Annotated in this window: 14 protein-coding genes; 6 read left to right on the top strand and 8 right to left on the bottom strand. The window is 43.2% G+C overall.

Annotated features, from left to right (window positions below; genetic code table 11):
• Window positions 1–182: 182 nt before the first annotated feature.
• On the top strand, window positions 183–653 hold the full coding sequence (locus tag R7E38_RS07895) for an ASCH domain-containing protein (RefSeq protein WP_017635141.1): 471 nt from the start codon (window positions 183–185) through the stop codon (window positions 651–653).
• Between the two features lie 54 nt (window positions 654–707).
• On the opposite strand, the gene R7E38_RS07890 is transcribed toward R7E38_RS07895, so the two are convergent.
• Window positions 708–1,295 (bottom strand): class I SAM-dependent methyltransferase, encoded by a 588-nt coding sequence (locus R7E38_RS07890; RefSeq protein ID WP_226083371.1) that lies wholly within the window; start codon window positions 1,293–1,295, stop codon window positions 708–710.
• A gap of 90 nt (window positions 1,296–1,385) precedes the next feature.
• Window positions 1,386–2,903 carry a phospholipase D family protein gene (locus R7E38_RS07885; RefSeq protein ID WP_226083373.1) on the bottom strand — a complete coding sequence of 506 codons (1,518 nt, stop codon included), beginning with the start codon at window positions 2,901–2,903 and terminating at the stop codon, window positions 1,386–1,388.
• Window positions 2,904–3,421: 518 nt separating this feature from the next.
• Here R7E38_RS07885 and R7E38_RS07880 point away from each other — a divergent pair.
• From R7E38_RS07880 to R7E38_RS07860, 5 genes are all read left to right on the top strand, one after another.
• Window positions 3,422–4,579, top strand: a complete 1,158-nt coding sequence (locus R7E38_RS07880) for an efflux RND transporter periplasmic adaptor subunit (protein WP_005387110.1) — start codon at window positions 3,422–3,424, stop codon at window positions 4,577–4,579.
• 13 nt (window positions 4,580–4,592) lie between these two features.
• Complete coding sequence (locus R7E38_RS07875) at window positions 4,593–7,751, top strand: efflux RND transporter permease subunit (protein WP_053304607.1); 3,159 nt, start codon at window positions 4,593–4,595, stop codon at window positions 7,749–7,751.
• Window positions 7,752–8,075: 324 nt separating this feature from the next.
• Window positions 8,076–8,342: a hypothetical protein gene (locus R7E38_RS07870; protein ID WP_005373876.1), complete on the top strand. Its 267-nt coding sequence runs from the start codon at window positions 8,076–8,078 to the stop codon at window positions 8,340–8,342.
• 395 nt (window positions 8,343–8,737) lie between these two features.
• Window positions 8,738–9,586 carry a hypothetical protein gene (locus R7E38_RS07865; protein WP_064354528.1) on the top strand — a complete coding sequence of 283 codons (849 nt, stop codon included), beginning with the start codon at window positions 8,738–8,740 and terminating at the stop codon, window positions 9,584–9,586.
• A gap of 170 nt (window positions 9,587–9,756) precedes the next feature.
• On the top strand, window positions 9,757–10,596 hold the full coding sequence (locus R7E38_RS07860) for a DNAase (protein ID WP_226083375.1): 840 nt from the start codon (window positions 9,757–9,759) through the stop codon (window positions 10,594–10,596).
• 507 nt (window positions 10,597–11,103) lie between these two features.
• Here R7E38_RS07860 and R7E38_RS07855 read toward each other — a convergent pair.
• The 6 genes from R7E38_RS07855 to R7E38_RS07830 all read right to left on the bottom strand — a co-directional run bounded on the left by R7E38_RS07855 (window position 11,104) and on the right by R7E38_RS07830 (window position 18,832).
• Complete coding sequence (locus tag R7E38_RS07855) at window positions 11,104–14,205, bottom strand: efflux RND transporter permease subunit (RefSeq protein ID WP_149192153.1); 3,102 nt, start codon at window positions 14,203–14,205, stop codon at window positions 11,104–11,106.
• Window positions 14,202–15,530 (bottom strand): efflux RND transporter periplasmic adaptor subunit, encoded by a 1,329-nt coding sequence (locus R7E38_RS07850; RefSeq protein ID WP_017633564.1) that lies wholly within the window; start codon window positions 15,528–15,530, stop codon window positions 14,202–14,204. Before R7E38_RS07850 ends, R7E38_RS07855 begins: the two co-directional genes overlap by 4 nt.
• The gene (locus R7E38_RS07845) at window positions 15,517–16,173 is read right to left on the bottom strand and encodes a TetR/AcrR family transcriptional regulator (RefSeq protein ID WP_021707693.1); all 657 of its coding nucleotides are present in this window, start codon (window positions 16,171–16,173) and stop codon (window positions 15,517–15,519) included. The genes R7E38_RS07850 and R7E38_RS07845 overlap by 14 nt, the downstream gene beginning before the upstream one ends.
• A gap of 192 nt (window positions 16,174–16,365) precedes the next feature.
• Window positions 16,366–17,025, bottom strand: coding sequence for an HAD family hydrolase (locus tag R7E38_RS07840; protein ID WP_171342642.1), 660 nt, complete (start codon window positions 17,023–17,025; stop codon window positions 16,366–16,368).
• A 2-nt stretch (window positions 17,026–17,027) separates the two neighbouring features.
• Complete coding sequence (locus tag R7E38_RS07835; protein ID WP_005373862.1) at window positions 17,028–18,047, bottom strand: ABC transporter ATP-binding protein; 1,020 nt, start codon at window positions 18,045–18,047, stop codon at window positions 17,028–17,030.
• Window positions 18,044–18,832: an ABC transporter permease gene (locus R7E38_RS07830; RefSeq protein ID WP_065969830.1), complete on the bottom strand. Its 789-nt coding sequence runs from the start codon at window positions 18,830–18,832 to the stop codon at window positions 18,044–18,046. Before R7E38_RS07830 ends, R7E38_RS07835 begins: the two co-directional genes overlap by 4 nt.
• Between the last annotated feature and the right edge of the window lies 1 nt (window position 18,833).

Raw genomic sequence — 18,833 nt, 5'->3', positions numbered from 1 at the left:
AAGAATACAGATAGACCATGCAACAATAGCAAATAGCACAAACGTTTAGCAAAGTTATTACAAAAGAAATAACAGTCGTCTTCGTAGAAGTCATATTCTTGTTGTTTTTCAGTTTGTTCCTGATGGTTATTTGTTGTGATATCTTTTATCCTCCTTGCGAATTTATGATTAATGGAGTGAGCATGGACGCGCGAGCTAAGGATTACTTAGAACAATTCCTAGAATTATTATCACCAGAACAAAGGGAAGCTGTACCATCAGTCAGTGCTGACTATTATTGTGCCGATGAATACAACGCGAATGTATGCGCAGACTTGGTTCGTATTGGACAGAAAACTGCATCGTGCAGTTTGGAGCTTTGGTATCGAGAGCATGGTGAAATCATGCCCCAAGTCGGTCATTTACAAGTAGTGACGAATTGGGATGGGGACCCGGTTTGCGTGATACGAATTACTGACGTAAGTACATGCAAATATGAGGATGTAACCGCAGAGTTTGCCTTCGCAGAAGGCGAAGGTGATAGAACCTTAAACTGGTGGCGTGATGCTCATACTGCATTTTTTAAAGCTGAATGCGATGAGTTGAACATCGATTGGCATGAGAAACGTACGCTGGTTTTAGAGCGTTTTGAAGTGGTGTATCCCGTCAATTAATCTCTGATAGCAGCACTGATTTGAAGTGCTGCTTTCTTTACTGAGAGACCATTTTTAGCGCTTTCGAGCGGTCACACTAAACATGTGCCAATGTTTTTGGCTTCCGACTACAGTGGTCCCGTCTTCATCTCTTTCATGCAATGAAATGAGGTCGTAACCTTCGAATAAGCTTTCCACTTCCTTTTTTGTTAATGCGGTAATGTTTGGGTGCATTTCGGAGGTAACCCAGGAGTCTTTCACTCCCAAGAAATCGCCGGAGAAGATACCGCCCGGTTGTAATGCGCTGTCTATTTTTGTCCAGACTTGTTTGAAGCCTGTGTCAGGGCAAAAGAACAAACTGGCATTTGCGATAACCAAGCTGCACTTAGGGTAATTAAATTCAGTAAAACAGCACTGCGAAACCGAAAATCGTTTATTACCTTCAAAGCGTGTTAAACAAGTTTTTACTGCATTTTCATTGCTATCACATGCGTGAACCTTAAATCCCTTTTCGAGGAGAAAGTGGCTGTCTCGACCTATTCCGCAGCCAATATCGAGAGCGACTTTGCCTTCTATCTTAAGTAGGTTCAGGGCATTTTCCACGTTTGGGCGGTGAGGTTGGCTTAAAATTTTCTGATAGTATTCATTCCATTGCGCTGGCATTGAACTTCCTTATGTTGGTTGTGTCCCCTGCCCAAAACTAGCGTCCATTTTGTTTTGCTTGACTAGAGAGGTTTGCAGTATTGGCAGCTGTTATAGCTGATCTTCAATCGGTAATATTCCGGAGAACCAAGCGCCCATTTTTCGCCATACTCCTGCTTCTGGTTCGGAGTCGTATTCTTCGCCTGTTTTTACGTCGGTCCAGACAATGTCCCCGTCGCGCAGAGTTAAGGCGTAGGCGTTACTCGACAGTTGATTTGGCAGTTGTTCTAGAAACATTTGCACATATTCTGGCTGTTCGATAACAACGGCCATTTCGGTATTCAAAGCGGCCGAACGTGGGTCCCAGTTCATCGAACCAACGAAAAGTGTTTTGTTATCAATTGTCATTGCTTTAGCGTGTAAACTTGCTCTGCTACTCCCCGTGAGGCTCCACTTACTTTTGAGTTTCGCGCTCGCTTTTACTTCCCAAAGCTTGATTCCAGCTTCGAGTAGATCTTTTCGATATTTTGCGTACCAACCATGCACGGCAAACACATCGTTAGACGCGAGGCTATTGGTCACAATCGTGATATCAACGCCTCGCTTGGCCGCGTTACTTAATGCTTGAGTACCTGCTTCAGTTGGAACGAAGTAGGGAGAAATGAGCACAAATGAATCCTCAACACTTTTAACCAATTCCGAAAAATTATCAATAAGTTGGCTCTCTCGGGTCGCGACTTTATCGGGCAGATCAAACCATACTTTCGCTTCTCCCCAGTAGAGCTTGAGTTTGCCTTGTTTTAGATCTTGGTACATATCCAGTTGAGTGAAGTCATAGCGGCCGGTTGAAAACTTTTCCTCTAACCGGAGTTTATTGACCTGCTTTTGAATCGCTTGGTCGGTAATTTGCTGTGAATTCGGTGCAATCCATTCCATTGGTATCGAATAGGCGCTATTCCAGTAGAGGTCGAACTGATCGGCAGTTTGTTGTACCGCCTCACCATAGAGCAGAAGATCAAAATCACCAAACTCAACTTGCGATTCAAAAGAGAAGTATTCATTGCCGATATTTCTACCTCCGACAATGGCGGAAACACTGTCTGCAATCAGAGACTTATTGTGCATACGACGATTAAGGCGTTCAAAATCGCTAGCAAGAGCGAACCAACGGGAGTCGCGATACTGATGCGGGTTAAATAAGCGGATTTCTATATTAGGATGTGCATTGAGGGCAGCCATCACATCGTCGTTTCGCTTTTGCATATCGTCAAGCAACAGCCTTACTCGAACACCACGCTTTGCCGCTTCATACAAGCGCCACGTTATTAACTGACTCGTTTCGTCACCACGGTAAATATAGTATTGAAGATCAAGGCTTTTCTGGGCGGACTCGATCAAAGAGGTTCGAGCAAGAAGGGCATCGTGTCCCTGATTTAACGGTGCAAAGCCAGTTATGGACTTAGGGTCTCTCCCGTAAGCTTCAAAGTACTGCGCAAGAACAGAATCCTTTTGATAACCGAGCTGAAAGCTGGTGGACTTTTCACTGGCGTCATTCAACGATACGGATGAGCATGCCGATAAAATAGTGAGCAGCGAGGGGAAGAGCAACTTGGCGAGCGTTTGTAACAAAGCACATTTCCTTGTCTTACAGAGTGTTACCTACTCCAAATTATAGACTTAAGCTGACGCCACATGCACCCAGAACCGTTTGATAACGAGCGATTAATCAATGAATTGCCATAGAGCCTGCACTAAGTTCAACTTTTAGAGCGCAGATAATCATTTATTTTAATTATCATTATGGCCGTATTGGTCATAATCACTAATATCTGGTGATTATGACCAATAGCACACTGGATAAAATAATGGTTTTTATATAACCATATGATTTCTAATAAATAAATGCTTGGCATGTCATTTGCTGTTTAGAATAAAAGTTAAGTCAGAGCAACTTGCGCAGTTGGTTAATTTTTTGTTAATTTTATTAACTTTGAATTGGCAATAACTATCTAGTTCGCTGCTTAAAAGACTAGGCAAGTGCCGCTTTGATGTTTATTCAAATTCAATTCTCTCACCACCATGCTTACCGGGAGCAATGGACTGAATAAAAGTGTGGTGTTGAAAACAACAATAAAAAAGGATTTTCGATGTTAGCAAAACCCATATTACGTTGGCTTTTACCCTTCGTCGTCGTTGGAGGCTCTTATGCAGGATATGCTGCAATTGCCGCAACTGCGCCGGAAAAAGAGTCAACCAAAGATGCAATTACAGAGCCTACTGTTCAGGCTTCTTCTCTTTTTCCTACCGATCACAAAGTGGTGATTACCAGTCACGGTGAATTAGTCCCTTTTGAAAAAACACACCTTTCCGCGCAAGTTAGTGGTGAAGTTACAAGTTGGCACCCGAATTTTGTGACGGGTGGCATCGTAAAACGAGGAGAGGTTCTTTTCACAATTGAAAGTGACAACTATGAAGCGTCGGTTTTACAAGCTGAAGCCGATTTAGCTAGTGCACGCGCAAACTTGATTGAGGAACAAGCGAAAGCCGAAGTGGCAAAACGTCAGGCAAAGAGACTGAGCGATAAGCAAGTGACGGATCTGTATTTACGCAAGCCTCACGTTTTGAGCGCACAAGCGCAAGTGAAGTCGGCTCAAGCGGCACTCAAACGAGCAAAAAGAGAGTTAGAAAATTGCAAAGTCGTTGCACCTTACGATGCGCTGGTTGTTGAGCGTGATATTGGTGTTGGTCAATTTGTTACATCTGGTTCTCGAGTTGCCACGTTAAACAACATCGAAGTGGCAGAGGTGCACGTACCCATTGCCGGTTTTGATAGTGCATTTTTACCCGAATCCATTGGTGAACTCACTGCGACAGTGACGCAGCAAGGTGTGTTTTCTACCACTAGAGAAGGTCGAGTAGTTCGTGATCTAGGCATGATTGATAGCGCTACCCGAATGATTAACATGGTCATTCAAATCGCGGACCCATACGGTGTCGATAACCAGCAGCCTCCAATTAAATTCGGCTCCTACGTTGAAGTGAGCTTCACTGGTAAGGAACTTAAGCACATCTACCGCTTGCCACAGGAATTAGTTAAAAACCGTACCGTGTGGGTGGTGAATGGCGATAATCAACTTCAACCCAGAACTGTCACGGTTTTGAGAGCAGAAGGTGAGTTTTTGCTGGTGGGCGAAGGCTTAGAGCAAAGTGATAAGTTGGTACTGACCTTACCAGAGTACCCTCAAAAAGGCATGGCGGTACAAATCGCAAAAAAGAGTGACGACTCCGAAACCGTCGTACAGTAAGTAGGAGTTTGTCATGGAAGATACTAAACAAAAGGGCTTAATTGCCTATTTTGCGAATAACCCCGTCGCTGCCAACCTTTTGATGGTGTTCATCATTATCATGGGTGTGGTGAGTTTTCTCTTTATTCAAAGGCAGATGTTTCCGAATATTGAGGTGAACTACATTGATGTTCGTGCGACTTATCCTGGCGCTTCTCCTCAAGAGATAGAAGAGAGTATTCTCGTTAAGGTCGAGGAATCGATTAAAGACGTCACCGGGATTAAAAAAGCAGTCTCAACGGCCTCTAGAGGTAGCGCGTATGTTTCCATCGAGGTAGACGTTAATGCCGATATCAAGCGTGTCTTAGATGATGTAAACCAACGTATTGATACCTTGTCTAACTTACCAGCGGGTATGGAACCAATCAATGTCTACCAAGTTGAATGGCGCCAAGATGTAATCGAAATGGGGTTAGTTGGGGACCGACCGCTCGAGGAGCTTAAACCGCTTGCTAAGCAAATCGAAGATGAATTACTTCAGTTAGAAAACGTCATGCTGGTGTATCTGAGTGCGCCAGAAGAAGAAATAGCGATTGAAGTAGACCCACTTGTTCTTCGTAAATACGACCTGACGTTGAGCGATATCAGCAGCGCGATCAGCCGTTACTCAGCCAACTTTTCTGCGGGCGAAGTAAAAACAAACTCAGGGATGATTGCAGTAAGGATTGAAAACCAATACTACCGTGGTGATGAGTTTAGAAATATTCCTGTAAAGCTTGGCGCAAATGGTGCGAAGGTTTTACTGCAAGATATCGCCACGATCAAAGATGGCTTTACGGAAGAAGAGCGCTATTTTGAATACTCAGGGCAAAATGCGATCTACATGTCTGTTGAAGCAACTCGTGATCAGAACATTATCCCTGTTGCACAGTCCGTTCGTAATTATATTGAAGCAAAAAACAAGACATTGCCGCAGGATGTTAAGCTCAAAGTCTTAGTTGATACGACTTATTATTTAAATGGGCGTCTCGACATGATGTTGAAAAACTTGCTGCAAGGTGCTGCATTAGTCGCGATTATGCTGACCATTTTTCTACGTTTCCGCTTGGCTATGTGGGTAATGATTGGGCTACCTGTCTGTTTCCTCGGTGCTGTAATGATGATGCCAGCTTTGGGTATTACAGTGAACATCGTCTCGCTGTTTGCTTTCATCATGGTGCTCGGAATTGTGGTGGATGACGCCATCGTCATGGGAGAAAGTGCGTACAGTGAAATCGAAGAAAAGGGCGGCGGTGTCGAGAACGTGGTACGCGGTGTCAAACGTGTTGCTACGCCAGCGACATTTGGTGTTCTGACAACGATTGCTGTATTCGCACCATTCTTGTTGTCTAGTGGTATTGATAGTGCCTTCTTTTATGGTATCGCGGGGGTCGTGATTCTTTGTTTGATCTTCAGTTTGATTGAATCAAAGTTGATCCTACCAGCGCACTTGGCGCATACCCATTTTAAGCCAGTTAAACCAGGTGGCTGGCGTGACCGATTTAACCAACGTTTTTTTGGTTTTGTAAATGGTCCATATCGTAACTTTGTAACAACATGCACCCATTGGCGCTGGACAGTGTTTGCGGTGTTCTGTGGTTTACTGCTGATCAGCGCGGCTTTGATCAACGCGAATTATGTTCGGGTGATCCCTAACCCTAAAGTGCCGACTGACTATCCTGCGATCACTATTGAAATGAATGATACCGTTTCAAGTGAGCAGACAATCAGTGCACTCAAGACTATTGAACGTGTCATGCAAAAGATCGAATCTGAGACCATTGCAGAACATGGTCAAGGAATGATTCGTGATGTGCTGTCGTACAACAGAAGCCGCACCGAAGGTCGTGTATTAGTACCTCTGGTTGATGAAGAGTTACGCCCGTTCAATACATTTGAACTGGCTCGACGTTGGCGTGAAGCTATGCCTGTTATTCCAGGTATGAAGAGCATCAAAATCCGCGAGCAGAGTGCGGGTGGTGGTGACAGGGATGAGTTTGGCTACTTGTTGTTTGGTTCTAACATCAATGAGCTCAACGAGGCTGGGCGTTACTTGATAGAGCGTTTACAGCAGGAAGAAGGGTTATATGATATTTCATCTTCTATTGATTCTGGAAGCAAAGAAGTACTCCTGTCTCTTGCGCCTGTAGCGTACGATCTCGGTCTGGATCTCACCATGATCGCAGAGCAAGTTGGTGGCAGCTTTTATGGTGGCGAAGCACAGCGCATTATTCGTGATGGTGAAGAAATTAAAGTTATGGTGCGTTACCCGCAACTGACGCGTGAAGCATTCTCATCATTGCGTTACGCTGTGATTACAACACCAGCAGGTAAGAAGGTCATGCTAGGTGATGTGGTGAAGATCAACGAGCAGCCGGGCGTGAGTAGCATTCGACGTGAAGGTGGGTATCAAACCGTTTATGTTTATGGTTCCATAGACGAAGAATTGGTTGAACCTCAAGAAATCGTGAAGGTCATTGACGACAATATCTTACCGGACATGAAGCAAGCCTTCCCAACTGTGAAAACAGAATTGGGTGGTGATATTGAAGAGCAGGCTGCGCAGCGTAATGAACAGATTTTGTTCTTTATTGCAGGCATGATCATCGTCTACATCTTGTTAGCTGTACCGTTAAAAAGTTATACCCAACCTTTGATTGTAATGTCCGTCATTCCGTTTAGTCTGACGGGGGCGATTTGGGGCCACTTCTGGCTAGGTTTAGACATCAGTATGATGTCGACATTTGGTTTGATCGCCGCTGCTGGCGTGGTTATAAACGACTCTCTGGTTATGACAGATTACGTAAACCAAGTGAGAGAAAAGGGTATGAACATCAAACAAGCAGTTGTTGAAGCGGGTTGTGCTCGTTTTCGAGCTATCACGCTCACCTCAATAACGACGTTTGCGGGTGTATTGCCGATAATGTTTGAAACGAGTTTGCAGGCGCGTTTTGTCATACCGATGGCTGTCGCTTTGGGCTTTGCGGTGTTGTACGCAACGGTTCTGACTTTAGTGTTGGTGCCTTGTTTGTATTTAATGCTTGAAGATATTAAAAATATTTTCAGATCGATTAAGAGGTTTATCCATCGTTTGATTAATCGTTTCAGAAAGTCGCCAGTGACGTCGAGCGTTGAAGCAAGCGTATCGAGTTAACAAGCTTGGTATTAACGATTAGGAGCAGCCTTCGGGCTGCTTTTTTGTTTCCGCATTTTGATTCAAAGCGATTTTTTAGCGGGCAGTTACGTAATTATCTGATGAGAAAACTGCCTGACAAAGCATTTCTAATGTGTATGTTTCTAATGTTTTAAATTCGTATGGTTAATTTGACACTTGGTTAGCGAAATTTACCATACGAAGATAACGTTGAATATGAGGGTTTGTTTAAGTTGTTGAAAAATAACAAAATAAAAGTTGGCATCGTATGTGCAATATATAAATTGTAATTAAAATTAACTGCTAATCCTCAAGGAGCTTATTATGAAAAGCGTATTTCTATCTACTCTAAGTCTTATTGCTGTAATGTCATCACCAATCGCTGCTGCTAACACTTTAGACAAAGAGGAGTGGAGCTCAGATTTACGTCAGGACTTTTCTGAAATGAAACATGAAGCTATAGCAGATATTCAGCAAATGAACATGGATGCCATTCACGCACGTGATGAGCGTATCGTGAAAAACATTAAAGATGAGCAAGAACAGTTAGTAAAGGTAACGTGCCACAAAGAGAAAGCAAGCAAGTCATAAACGCCGATAAAAGAGACTAACAGACGAAAATGAATCCAATACGAGTTCGGTGTTAGTTAGCAGTAAGCACTGACCTTGTTGCTCTACTTGCCAGCCTTTTAAGGCTGGCTTTTTTGTTTCTCATCTCATGGGTGGAGATCAGATCCTCAAGCTTATTATCAATAGTTGGCGTGTTTGATGAGCTATTGCTGGATGGAGCGGATGTAACTTTTAAAAGTGTAGATTTCAGTGAAGTGGAGGTGATGTTAGATATTTAAAATTTTGAAAAGATCCGATCTCCTTTTTGATCTTCATAATACCTTAGTATGTGGCTTACCTTTACTTGAATTAGAGCTCATATTGCAGGCTCTCGTTTAAAGGTATTGATGCATATTTGAAGAGTAAGAGATAGACATATGAGTTTTATTAAAATGTGTAAAGATGGTTTTAGAGGAAAGCCGGATTTCTCTGACTTATTACATAATGCGTTCCAGATAGATGACTTAGTGCTGTCATTTGAGTGTCCGAACAACATATATGAAGGACATGTATACCAGGATCTTGTTAATTTAGAACAGTTCGATGTTGAATCAAAAATAGAGAGGCATGAAAGGTTTGTAAAGTTAGCTACGGTATATTTTTTGTTTCAGAAGAAAATATTAAACCCTTTGCTTCCTATTAACAAACAAGGTGGATTATATATTAGGCTACGGGTTAAATCTACTGGAGAAGATATTGATAATATTAGTCAATTGTCCTCATTTTTAGAGAGAGAATATTATGATTTTTATCATGCCCCGGAGCAAAGTGAAGGCTCTATGAGGGGGTATCATACAGACTTGATGAAAGAATTGACTAAGCGTGCGAATAAACAATGGGGAGAAATTCCAGAAAGTGAAGACCGAAAAAGAGAAAAAGAAGAATATTTAATTAGAGGTTTCTTAAGTGGTTATCCACCAATAAAGTGTGAGATAGTTGAAGTTGGAAAAAACAAATACTCAAAATACTCAGAAGGTAATCTTAAGTATAAGAGTGAATTACGAAGAGTATACAATTTACCCATAAAAAATGAATTCTACCTGAGCATCGAGTTTTGGTATAAGTACGAATCGATGTTTGCTAAGCAGAAGTTTTTAGATTGGGTGAGAAGTGCGGATGAAACCTTTGAAAAAAAAGTATTGGAATTACTGGATTTGTCTCCGCTCATCGACTCGTATACAGCCAAAGCAGTAAAGGGATTGAACGAAAAAACTAAGGCTGAGTAACACAGCGTCAGTGTCAAGAAAAGCTAGCAAAGTATGTAGCCATGAGAGAAAAATGAATCAAATTGGATGTCTATTTACCTTTGTACGCCATGGCGCATATAAAGCCAATGGATTTAGTATAGAGCTTATCACAAATATCAATACATATTTAAATAACAAGAGATATAAATATGAATTTTATCAAAATCTTTAAAGATGGGTTTAGAGGGAAACCAGATTTTGCACACTTGTTACATAATGTATTCCAGATAGATGACTTAGTGCTGTCATTTGAGTGTCCGAACAACATATATGAAGGACATGTATACCAAGATTTTATTGAATTACAACGGTTCAATATTGATTCAAAAGTAGAGCGGCATGAAAAGTTTATAAAATTGGCCACGATTTATTTCTCTTTTCAAAATAAAATAATAAATCCACTATTACCAATCAATAAACAAGGTGGCTTATATATTCGGTTAAGGATTAAATCTTCAGATAAATATATTACTAGTGTTAATCAACTATCTTCATTTATAGAGAAAGAGTACGTGGATTTTTATCATGCTGTAGAGTCACCTGACGGTTCTCAAAAAGGTGATCATACAGAGTTGATGAATGATGCCATTGCGTACGCAAATCATCGTTGGGGAATAGACCCGATAAACGAAGAAAAAAAGAGAGCGAAAGAAGAGTTCCTTATAGGAGAGTTTCTTCGTGGTTACCCTCCAATCAAATGCCAAGATATCAAGATTGGTGAAAATACATTTTCAAAATATGTAGAAGGAAATTTGGAGTATAAAAAAGACTATCGAAGAGTGTACAATTTGCCTATCAAAAATGAGTTTTACTTTAGTATTGAATTTTTATATGAAATCGAGCCTATGTTTGCTCAAAAAAAGTTTTTAGATTGGGTAAGACACGCGGATGAAATCTTTGAAAAAAATGTTTTAGAGTTGCTAGCACTGTCTCCGCTTATTGATTCGCATACTACCTCCAAATCCGAAAGGTTGACAAAAAAAAGTTGATCCAGAGCGTTCATACTTAACTTAAAGAAAAAAGCCCGCGAAGAATGCTTTCACGGGCGAAAAAAGGGCACCAAATTGGGTGTCTATTCATTTTGGAGGTGGTCAAACGTCCATATAAAACTGACAATAGGCTTGGTGAGAGGCTTACCACCAGCGCGACCAACGAGGCTAAAGTTAACATTGTTGTAATGATTGTTAAAATGTTAATTCTTCAATCAATGTTTTCATTATCGTGAGTTTAAATTGTGAATGTGTTGCCTGCGTGTATTTTTACTCTGTGAAATGCCGTTTTTGACAATAAAACATATTATAAATCTTGTGTTGGTTATTTGATTTGGTTATATAAAACTCAACATACTTAATCCTTAACTGTTCATATTTACACTTAATGAGATACAATAACCTTCTGTTTGTTAAGTGATTGTGTGTTTTTTAACGCATTGGTATTGAACAAAAAGCGACCTAAGCCGTTCTTGTTCATTTTGATAAGTTTACTTATCAGTCGTTTTAGATTTCTTCGTGCTTATGGACTAGGCCGAAGTCAGCTAAAATGGCATACGCAGCAGGGATCATAAACAACACCAGCAGAGTGGATGCGAAAATACCAAACACGATGGAGATAACCAGTGGTTGGATAACCTGTGCTTGCAAACTGGTTTCAGTCAGTAACGGAAGCAAACCTGCTGCAGTGGTCATTGATGTTAGGAATACTGCTCTAAAGCGTTCCCGACTGGCTTTGACTACTGAGTCGTGCACATTATCCCCTTCATCGACATGATGGCGTATGTACTGAACTAACAGAATCGAGTCATTCACCACAATCCCCGCTAATGAGACGAAGCCCATCATACTCGGCATACTTAATGAGTGACCGAGTAGGATGTGTCCCCATACCACGCCAATAAAGGCGAGTGGAATCGCAAGCATGACCACGAATGGTTCCAAATAACTGCGGAATTGGTAACTCAGAATCGCAAACACGCCAAACAAACCAAGCAAGAAGCCTTTACCCATTGATGCGCCAGTTTCAGCGGTATCTTTGGCTTCGCCTTCAAAATCAAAGCGAAGACCAGGATACTTTTGCATAAGCTTTGGCGCTTCATCTTGTTGGAACTGACGAATAATGGCGGTTGAGTTGGCTTTCGTATTGTCGATATCGCCGAATACACTCACTGTGCGCAAGCCATCAATGCGCTGGATTCTTACGTAATTACGTTGGAAATCCAAAGTCGCAATGGTCGCGAGTGGGATTTGACTGCCATCGGACAAGATAATTGGGAAGTTTGCCAATTGCTGTAAGTCACCAGCTTGTGCTTTATCGAGGCGAACTTCGATGGAAATGTTTTCTACCCCAACTTGGATTTCGTCTGCGGTTTGGCCAAAGAAAGCCGCACGTAACTGATTGGCGATGAGTTGGCCGTTAACCCCATAAGCTTCTGCCCCCGGACGCAGTTTAACTAAAACTTCTTCTTTACCCATACGCATGTCATCCAACACGCCATGGACACCGTCAAACTCATTCAAGTATTGCTGAATGTCGATAGAGGCAGCTTTGAGCGCATCCAGATCATCATGCTTCGCTCGAATTTCAATCGCTCGTCCACCCGGCCCCATGGTCGGTTGTTTAAATACCAGCGAGATAGGATCGGCAAGTTCACCGATGTCTTCGCGCCATGCATCGATAAATTCATCGATGAGTGTGTTACGACTCTCTGCACCCAGCAAATCCAGACGCACCGTGGCAATATGAGGGCCAGATTCATTCGCATCGGCGTTAGCGTTGAATTGACTGGTGATGTGTAGAACCAATGGATTGCCGTCTTCCACTTTCTCTGTCCATTCTTTATCTAGCTTTTGAGCGGAAGCGACGATCTTATCGACGACGGCTTCCGTTTGAGACAGAGAAGAACCCGGAGGAAGAATAATGCGCGCTTCTGCAATGTCGCCATCCAGTTCAGGGAAGGGTTGAAACTTGAGTAAACCACCTACTAACGTGGCTGCGGAGATAAGAAGCAAGGCAACCACACCACCCATAAAGGCATAGCGATACTCGACCACTTTATCCACTGCGTTGACCAAGGTGGTGTTGCGAAAGTTTTCAAAAGAAGCGAGCAGCTTTTGTTTGAACTTCGGTGTTTTTCGCTCTTGCTTTTGTTTGTGTAGTGAGTGAGAAAGGTGGTTAGGTAGAATCAAGAAGGCTTCCACCAAACTTAAACTCAGTACGAGGATCAGAACTTGAGGAACCGCTTTAAGTACCGCACCCATTTCACCTTGCAAAAATAACAAGCTACCGAAAATACACACCGTAGTTAAAAAGGAAGAGATGACCCCCGGCAGTACCTTTTTCACTCCTTTAGTTACGGCATCATCGATCTCTTCTCCTCGGTCTAGGTGAGCGGCAATCGATTCGGCAATAACGATGGCGTCATCCATCATGATACCGATGGCCATGAGTAACCCGACCAAAGACATGATGTTGATGGACAGGCCAAGTTGCGCCATCAAAAATAACCCACCTAAGAAGGCAACAGGTAAACCAGCTGCGACCCAAAAAGAGTAGCGAAAACTAAAGAACAACCACATGGTGGCGAAGACCAGAATGATACCTTGCCAACCGTTTTTGACCATCATGGTCAGGCGATCCCAAAGCACGGATGAAAGGTCATTGGTCATTTGTAGCATCACACCGTCTGGCGCGATGGCTTGTTGTTCTTCGACAAATTGAGCAACACGTTCTTTAATGCGCAGTGCATCGTCTTCTTTGTTTTTGCTGACTTTTAGTAGGGCAGAAGGGTGACCATCAAAGAGGACTTTCTGTTCGTCCAATTCAAATCGGTCGGTAATCGTCGCAATGTCTCTTAGACGGATGATTGACCCATTTGGACCAGAGCCCACGACGATAGTCTCAAGCTCTTCTGGCGTCACGCGTCGTTCGTCAAAGCGGATCAGAAAGTTCTTATCTGGCGTTTCGACATTACCACTTGGCAACTTGACGTTCTGACGACCAATCTGCTCAGCAATATCGCCAACACTTAAGCCAAGCTGTCGAATGGCTTGAGTGTCTAACTCTACTCGGTATTGGTGGTCAGAGAAGCCTGCAACTTCAACCAAAGACACATCATAATCGAGCTTTAATGTGCGTTTAAGTTGTTCTGCATAGGCTTTTAGCTCTGGCCATGTGGTGTCTGCAGTGATCGCGATATCCACAACTGGCTCATTCCAATCTAGCTCTTGGACCACAGGAGACTCAATTTCTTGTGGGAAGTCATTAATCGAGTTGATCTGGGTTTGAACATCAACCAGCATGCGGCCGATGTCGGCTTCTTCATTCAGTTTTAAGATAAGACGCGCAGAGCCTTCAATCGCTTCACATTGCGTTTCTTCAATGTTAGCAAGGCCATCAACAGCATCTTCCATTCGGACACAGATACTCTCTTCGACTTCTTGCGGGGAAGCTCCTGGGTAGACTACACCAGCTAGGATGTAGGGCGGATCAAACTCAGGAAAAGTTTCACGCTTAATCGTGGAAAGTGAAGAAATCCCCAATATCAGCAGCGTTAGCATCAGCAAGTTGGCTGCTGTTGGATGCTTGGCGAAGAATCGGATCATGAATCAGACTCCTCAATAGTGGCTTCTGACTGTTCAGGTGACTCTTTCAATAGCATGCCGTTAATTGCGGGCAGCAAATCGTTGATGATCAGCTTCTGACCTTGCTCTAGTTCACCATCGATCACCACTTGGTTATTGCGGCGATATAACACTTCAACCGTCACGACTTGCAGACGGTTGTCATCTCCCATCAGGTAAATCTTATCGCCATGAAGCGCACGCTCTGGGATGACCCAACTCGGGTTCTCTTGTCCCTCAATCAAGGCACGCACAAACATGCCGTTCACCAATGGAGGCGCAGACGTTGGGTTTAATGCACGGTAGTCTTGTTCAATTTCCAGAATCACACCGGCAGTCGCTTGGCTTGGATCAACCGTTTCACTGATGCGTGCAACTTTCGCAGGCCAGCTTGCAGAGAGGTTACCGCTGCTGAGTTCAATGTTGGCATGAATCGCATTCATATCAGGTTGTGGAATACCAGATTCATCACGAACAAACTCACCGATGCTCGCCGCCAAAGTTTGCATGTCATGAATGGACAGTTGAGCTTCCACTTCCATGACATCAATACCATGTCCTGTCACCATGGTTTGTTGGAGGTTAACCACTTGCTTTTTCTCAATTTCTACGTCAGCAATACGCAAATCGTAAGGAAGCGTGATGATGGTTTTATCAAGCGAGCGTTCGGCCTCATCCACTTTTGATGCATTAACTTTAACTAGGGCTTCCGCGACTCGTTTCTCATCCGGCATCAAACCAATTTGATTTTCAATATCCAGTACTAACTTACGTTGAGAGAGCGCGCTTTGCTCTTGCTGATCTACATCCGATTGCGAGGTTAAGCCTTTCTTACGTAGGTTTTGTTTACGGTCTAACTCTTTGTTGGCGATAACCAGACGGTTGGCTTCTATCTTGAGTGTGCTTTTGAGATTCGCTTCTTCTTGGTTCAGCTTAGCCAGAGAGGTTTGAGCAGATTTGAGATCGGCTTGAGCTTGAACCAGTTTCAGTTCGTAATCGAGTGGGTCGATTCGCAAGATTTCTGTCCCTGCTTGCAACACTTGTCCTTTTTCCAGCTGCGGATGGCGGTAGACCACTTTACCCGTCACTTCGGCTATCGCTTTCCATTCCACTTTTGGGGCGATCTTGCCAAACCCTATGGCTACTGGAGCAATGGCTTTGAGCTCAAGTGGAATCGTCTCGACCAACCGTGCACGATCTCCAGCGGGTTTTACGGGCAAATCTGGTTTGAGGCTAATCGCCAAAAACAGAATGACGACCCCCACCGCAAGAGCAGGAAAGAACAGCAGCTTTTTATTTATCTTCATATTGGTCGCCCGAGTCTAAAAATCCATGTTTCATCAGTTGTATGTTGTGTTCGAATAATCGGTTCAAGAAGGCTTCAGAAAGTTCAATGCCATGAATGGCGAGCAGTGCTGGTGGTGCCATAAAAGGAAATACCATCAAGCTGATGTAAGAGACGCGACAAAGTTGAGGGTCGGCGTCTTTTCGTAAAACGCCACTGTCGATCAACTTATCAAAGATCACGCCTTGCATTGGCTTACTGATATCTGCGAAGACTTTTTCGAGCAGTTTGCGTTGGGTTTCCGATGGGGGCATATTCATAACTTGGGCAACTAAGCGTGGGAACTGTGGTACCTTGATCATTTCGCGGTAGTAGGTGCGCATTAGATCGAGAAAGTTTTGCTCGTTACTGTTGGATACCAACGTCTGCATCTGCTTTTGCATCGGTGACAGTGTTTCGCGCAACATGGTCTCGAACAAGCCTTCTTTGTTGCCAAAGTAGTAACGAATCATCGCCACGTTCACGCCTGCTTTCTGCGCGACTAGGCGAGTAGAGACCTTGTCATAAGCCATAATGGTGAAGAGTTCGCGCGCGTGGAAAATCAGTTTTTCCCTTGCGTCGATATTATCTGTGGGTCTTCCCGCCCTTCGATGCGCTTCCGTCACAATCTTCTCTCAAAATATTAAACATTTGATTAATTATAAGACGCTGATTTCTCATGCGACATGTGAAAAATTAATCAGTATTTAATCAAGTGATTAATTTGTGATGAAGAGAAGTAAAAAAGAGCAGAAAGAACTGCTCTTTGAACAAATAGAAAAGTATTTACTTAGGAAGAACGGTCTTGTGAGGCTATATCACCCCCAACTTAACACACTCCAATTCGGTCTGTTGGCGTGTTCTTTTAGTTGTGGGCATGGATTTACCAGATAAGCGTAGTTCGCGTATTCACAAAGCGGTAAATCGTTGATTGAATCGGTATAGAAATGGATTTCGGAATAAGGCTCAGGCTGATTTTCTAGCCACTGTTTTAATCGCGTGACTTTGCCTTCACGATAACTCGGGATACCGTCGATTTCAGCAGTATAACGGTTGTTTTTCTCGATTAAATCAATTCCGAGTGCGGTTGGAATATTAAGACGGCGACCAACGGCTTCCACCAAAAAAGTGACGCTGGCAGAGATGATAACCATATCTATACCATCACGAGACAGTTGCTCAATCAGGGTTTTGGCTTGAGGAAACTGTTTAGCCAGAATATGGCTTTCAACACATTCTTCAACCAAGGTGTTTACTTCTTCAATCGGCATGTTTTCTAGTGGCTTCATGGAGAACGCGAGATAGTCTTCCATGTCCATTTTGCCTTCAGAGTACAAGGCCATTAGACGCTGATCTTCCTTAATAAATAAAGGATCAGTCGCGATGCCTCTCTCAACCATAAACTCGTTCCAAATCATTGCGCAGTCAGCGTTTATTAGGGTTTCATCCATATCAAAAACATACAAAGGTTTGGACATGTTTAGGCTCTCACTGGTTGAATTTCGTTTAGGTTAAAGAGTAGCTCTAGTTGGCTGCCATTCGCTAGTAAGCGTTCTGAAGAGCGGTTAAGCAAGTCAACAGTGAGCTCACACTCTTCAACGTTCACTTGATAGCGAATAACATTACCTAGAAGCTGGTGGTTGGTGATCGTACCTACTTGTGGCGCTGAGATGTGGCTATCATATTGACGACCTTGCTCTTTTACATATATAGACTCTGGGCGAATCGCTACTTTCCATTCGGTATCAATGTTGAAGAGTTGCTTGGCTTTATTGGCCTCTACAAGGTTGTAGTGCCCCATGAAACCGGCCACAAACTCGTTAGCAGGATGAGTATAAATTTCTTCAGGTGTTCCTGCTTGAACAATTTCCCCTTTACTCATTAGGAAGATACGATCAGACATAATCATCGCCTCTTCTTGGTCATGAGTTACGAAGATAGTGGTGAGATTCATCTCTTTCTGAATGTCTCGGATTTGCTGACGAAGGTGTTTGCGGATTTTGGCATCAAGCGCAGAAAGTGGTTCATCAAGCAATAATATGCGAGGTTTCACCACCAACGCTCGAGCGAGTGCGACACGCTGGCGCTGACCGCCAGAAAGTTGATGCGGATAGTGTTTTTCTTTACCTGCCAGATCCACCAGTTTGATGACTTTAGCCACTTCACGTCGAATATCATCATTCGCAAGCTTTTTCATTTTTAAGCCAAATGCAATGTTGCCTTCGACGGTCATATTGGGAAACAGCGCATACGATTGAAAGACCATCCCAATACCACGCTCTTGCGGGACTTGATGCGTGATATCTTCTCCGTTTACCCAAATCTCGCCTCCATCGACAGGGTTAAGCCCAGCAAGGCTGCGAAGTAGTGTCGATTTACCACAACCGCTAGGGCCCAAAAGCGTAATGAATTCACCTTGCTCGATGTTAAAGTGAATGTCCTCAAATACGGTGTTATCACCAAAACGTTTAGTCAGATTTTTCGCTGTTACGTAGCTCATTGTTTGACTCCTCGGCTGAAACGACTTGCCAACCAAGTCAGTAAAAAAATAAATAGGAAGTAGGTCATCACTAAGGCAGACGTAAAGTGGCCGCTCGTCTGACGCATGTTATACAAGTAGATTTGCAGGGTTTCATAACGTGTGCCGACTAAAATATTGGCGAACACAAACTCTCCCAATAGAAATGAAAATGAAAGGAAAAGCGATGCCATCAGTCCTTTTTTGAGGTTAGGTAAAATGACCATCAAAAACGCTTTGGTTGTGCTTGCCCCTAGCAAGTGTGCAGCGTCCATTAAATCGTTAAGGTTAATTGCTTCGAAGCTATTAGAAATCGCACGATACATGAACGGTAACGCGATGGTGAAGTAAGTACCTACTAGAATCCAAGGAGTACCGATAAGGGAGATTTCACTGTCAGCATAAAGTTGAAGCAAGCCGACGGAGGACACCACTGGTGGTACAGCGAATGGTAGCAAAATCAATACGTTCATGAGCTTATCGAGCTTCGGAAAGTAGTAAAACACCACGAATATCGCTGGCAGAACCAGAAGCACACTGAGGGTTAGCGAAGCAATACAAATAAACAGCGAACGCCCAAACGCTTGCAAAAAGCGTGGGTCGGTCAGCAATTTAACGTACCAATCAAAAGTGAAACCATCTGGAAGCACCGTGGCCCCCCAGCGTGATGAAAGCGAATAGACAAAGGTCGCTAAAATCGGGATGAGCATGATCCCAACAATGGAATAAACCACTGTTTTATGGAATCGAGTATTAACGTTGTGCATG

Source organism: Vibrio sp. Vb2131, from assembly GCF_033338535.1.
GTDB classification, from domain to species: Bacteria; Pseudomonadota; Gammaproteobacteria; order Enterobacterales; family Vibrionaceae; genus Vibrio; species Vibrio alginolyticus.
Note: the sequence above shows the minus strand (reverse complement) of the source record. Positions and strands in the feature narration are given on the sequence as shown.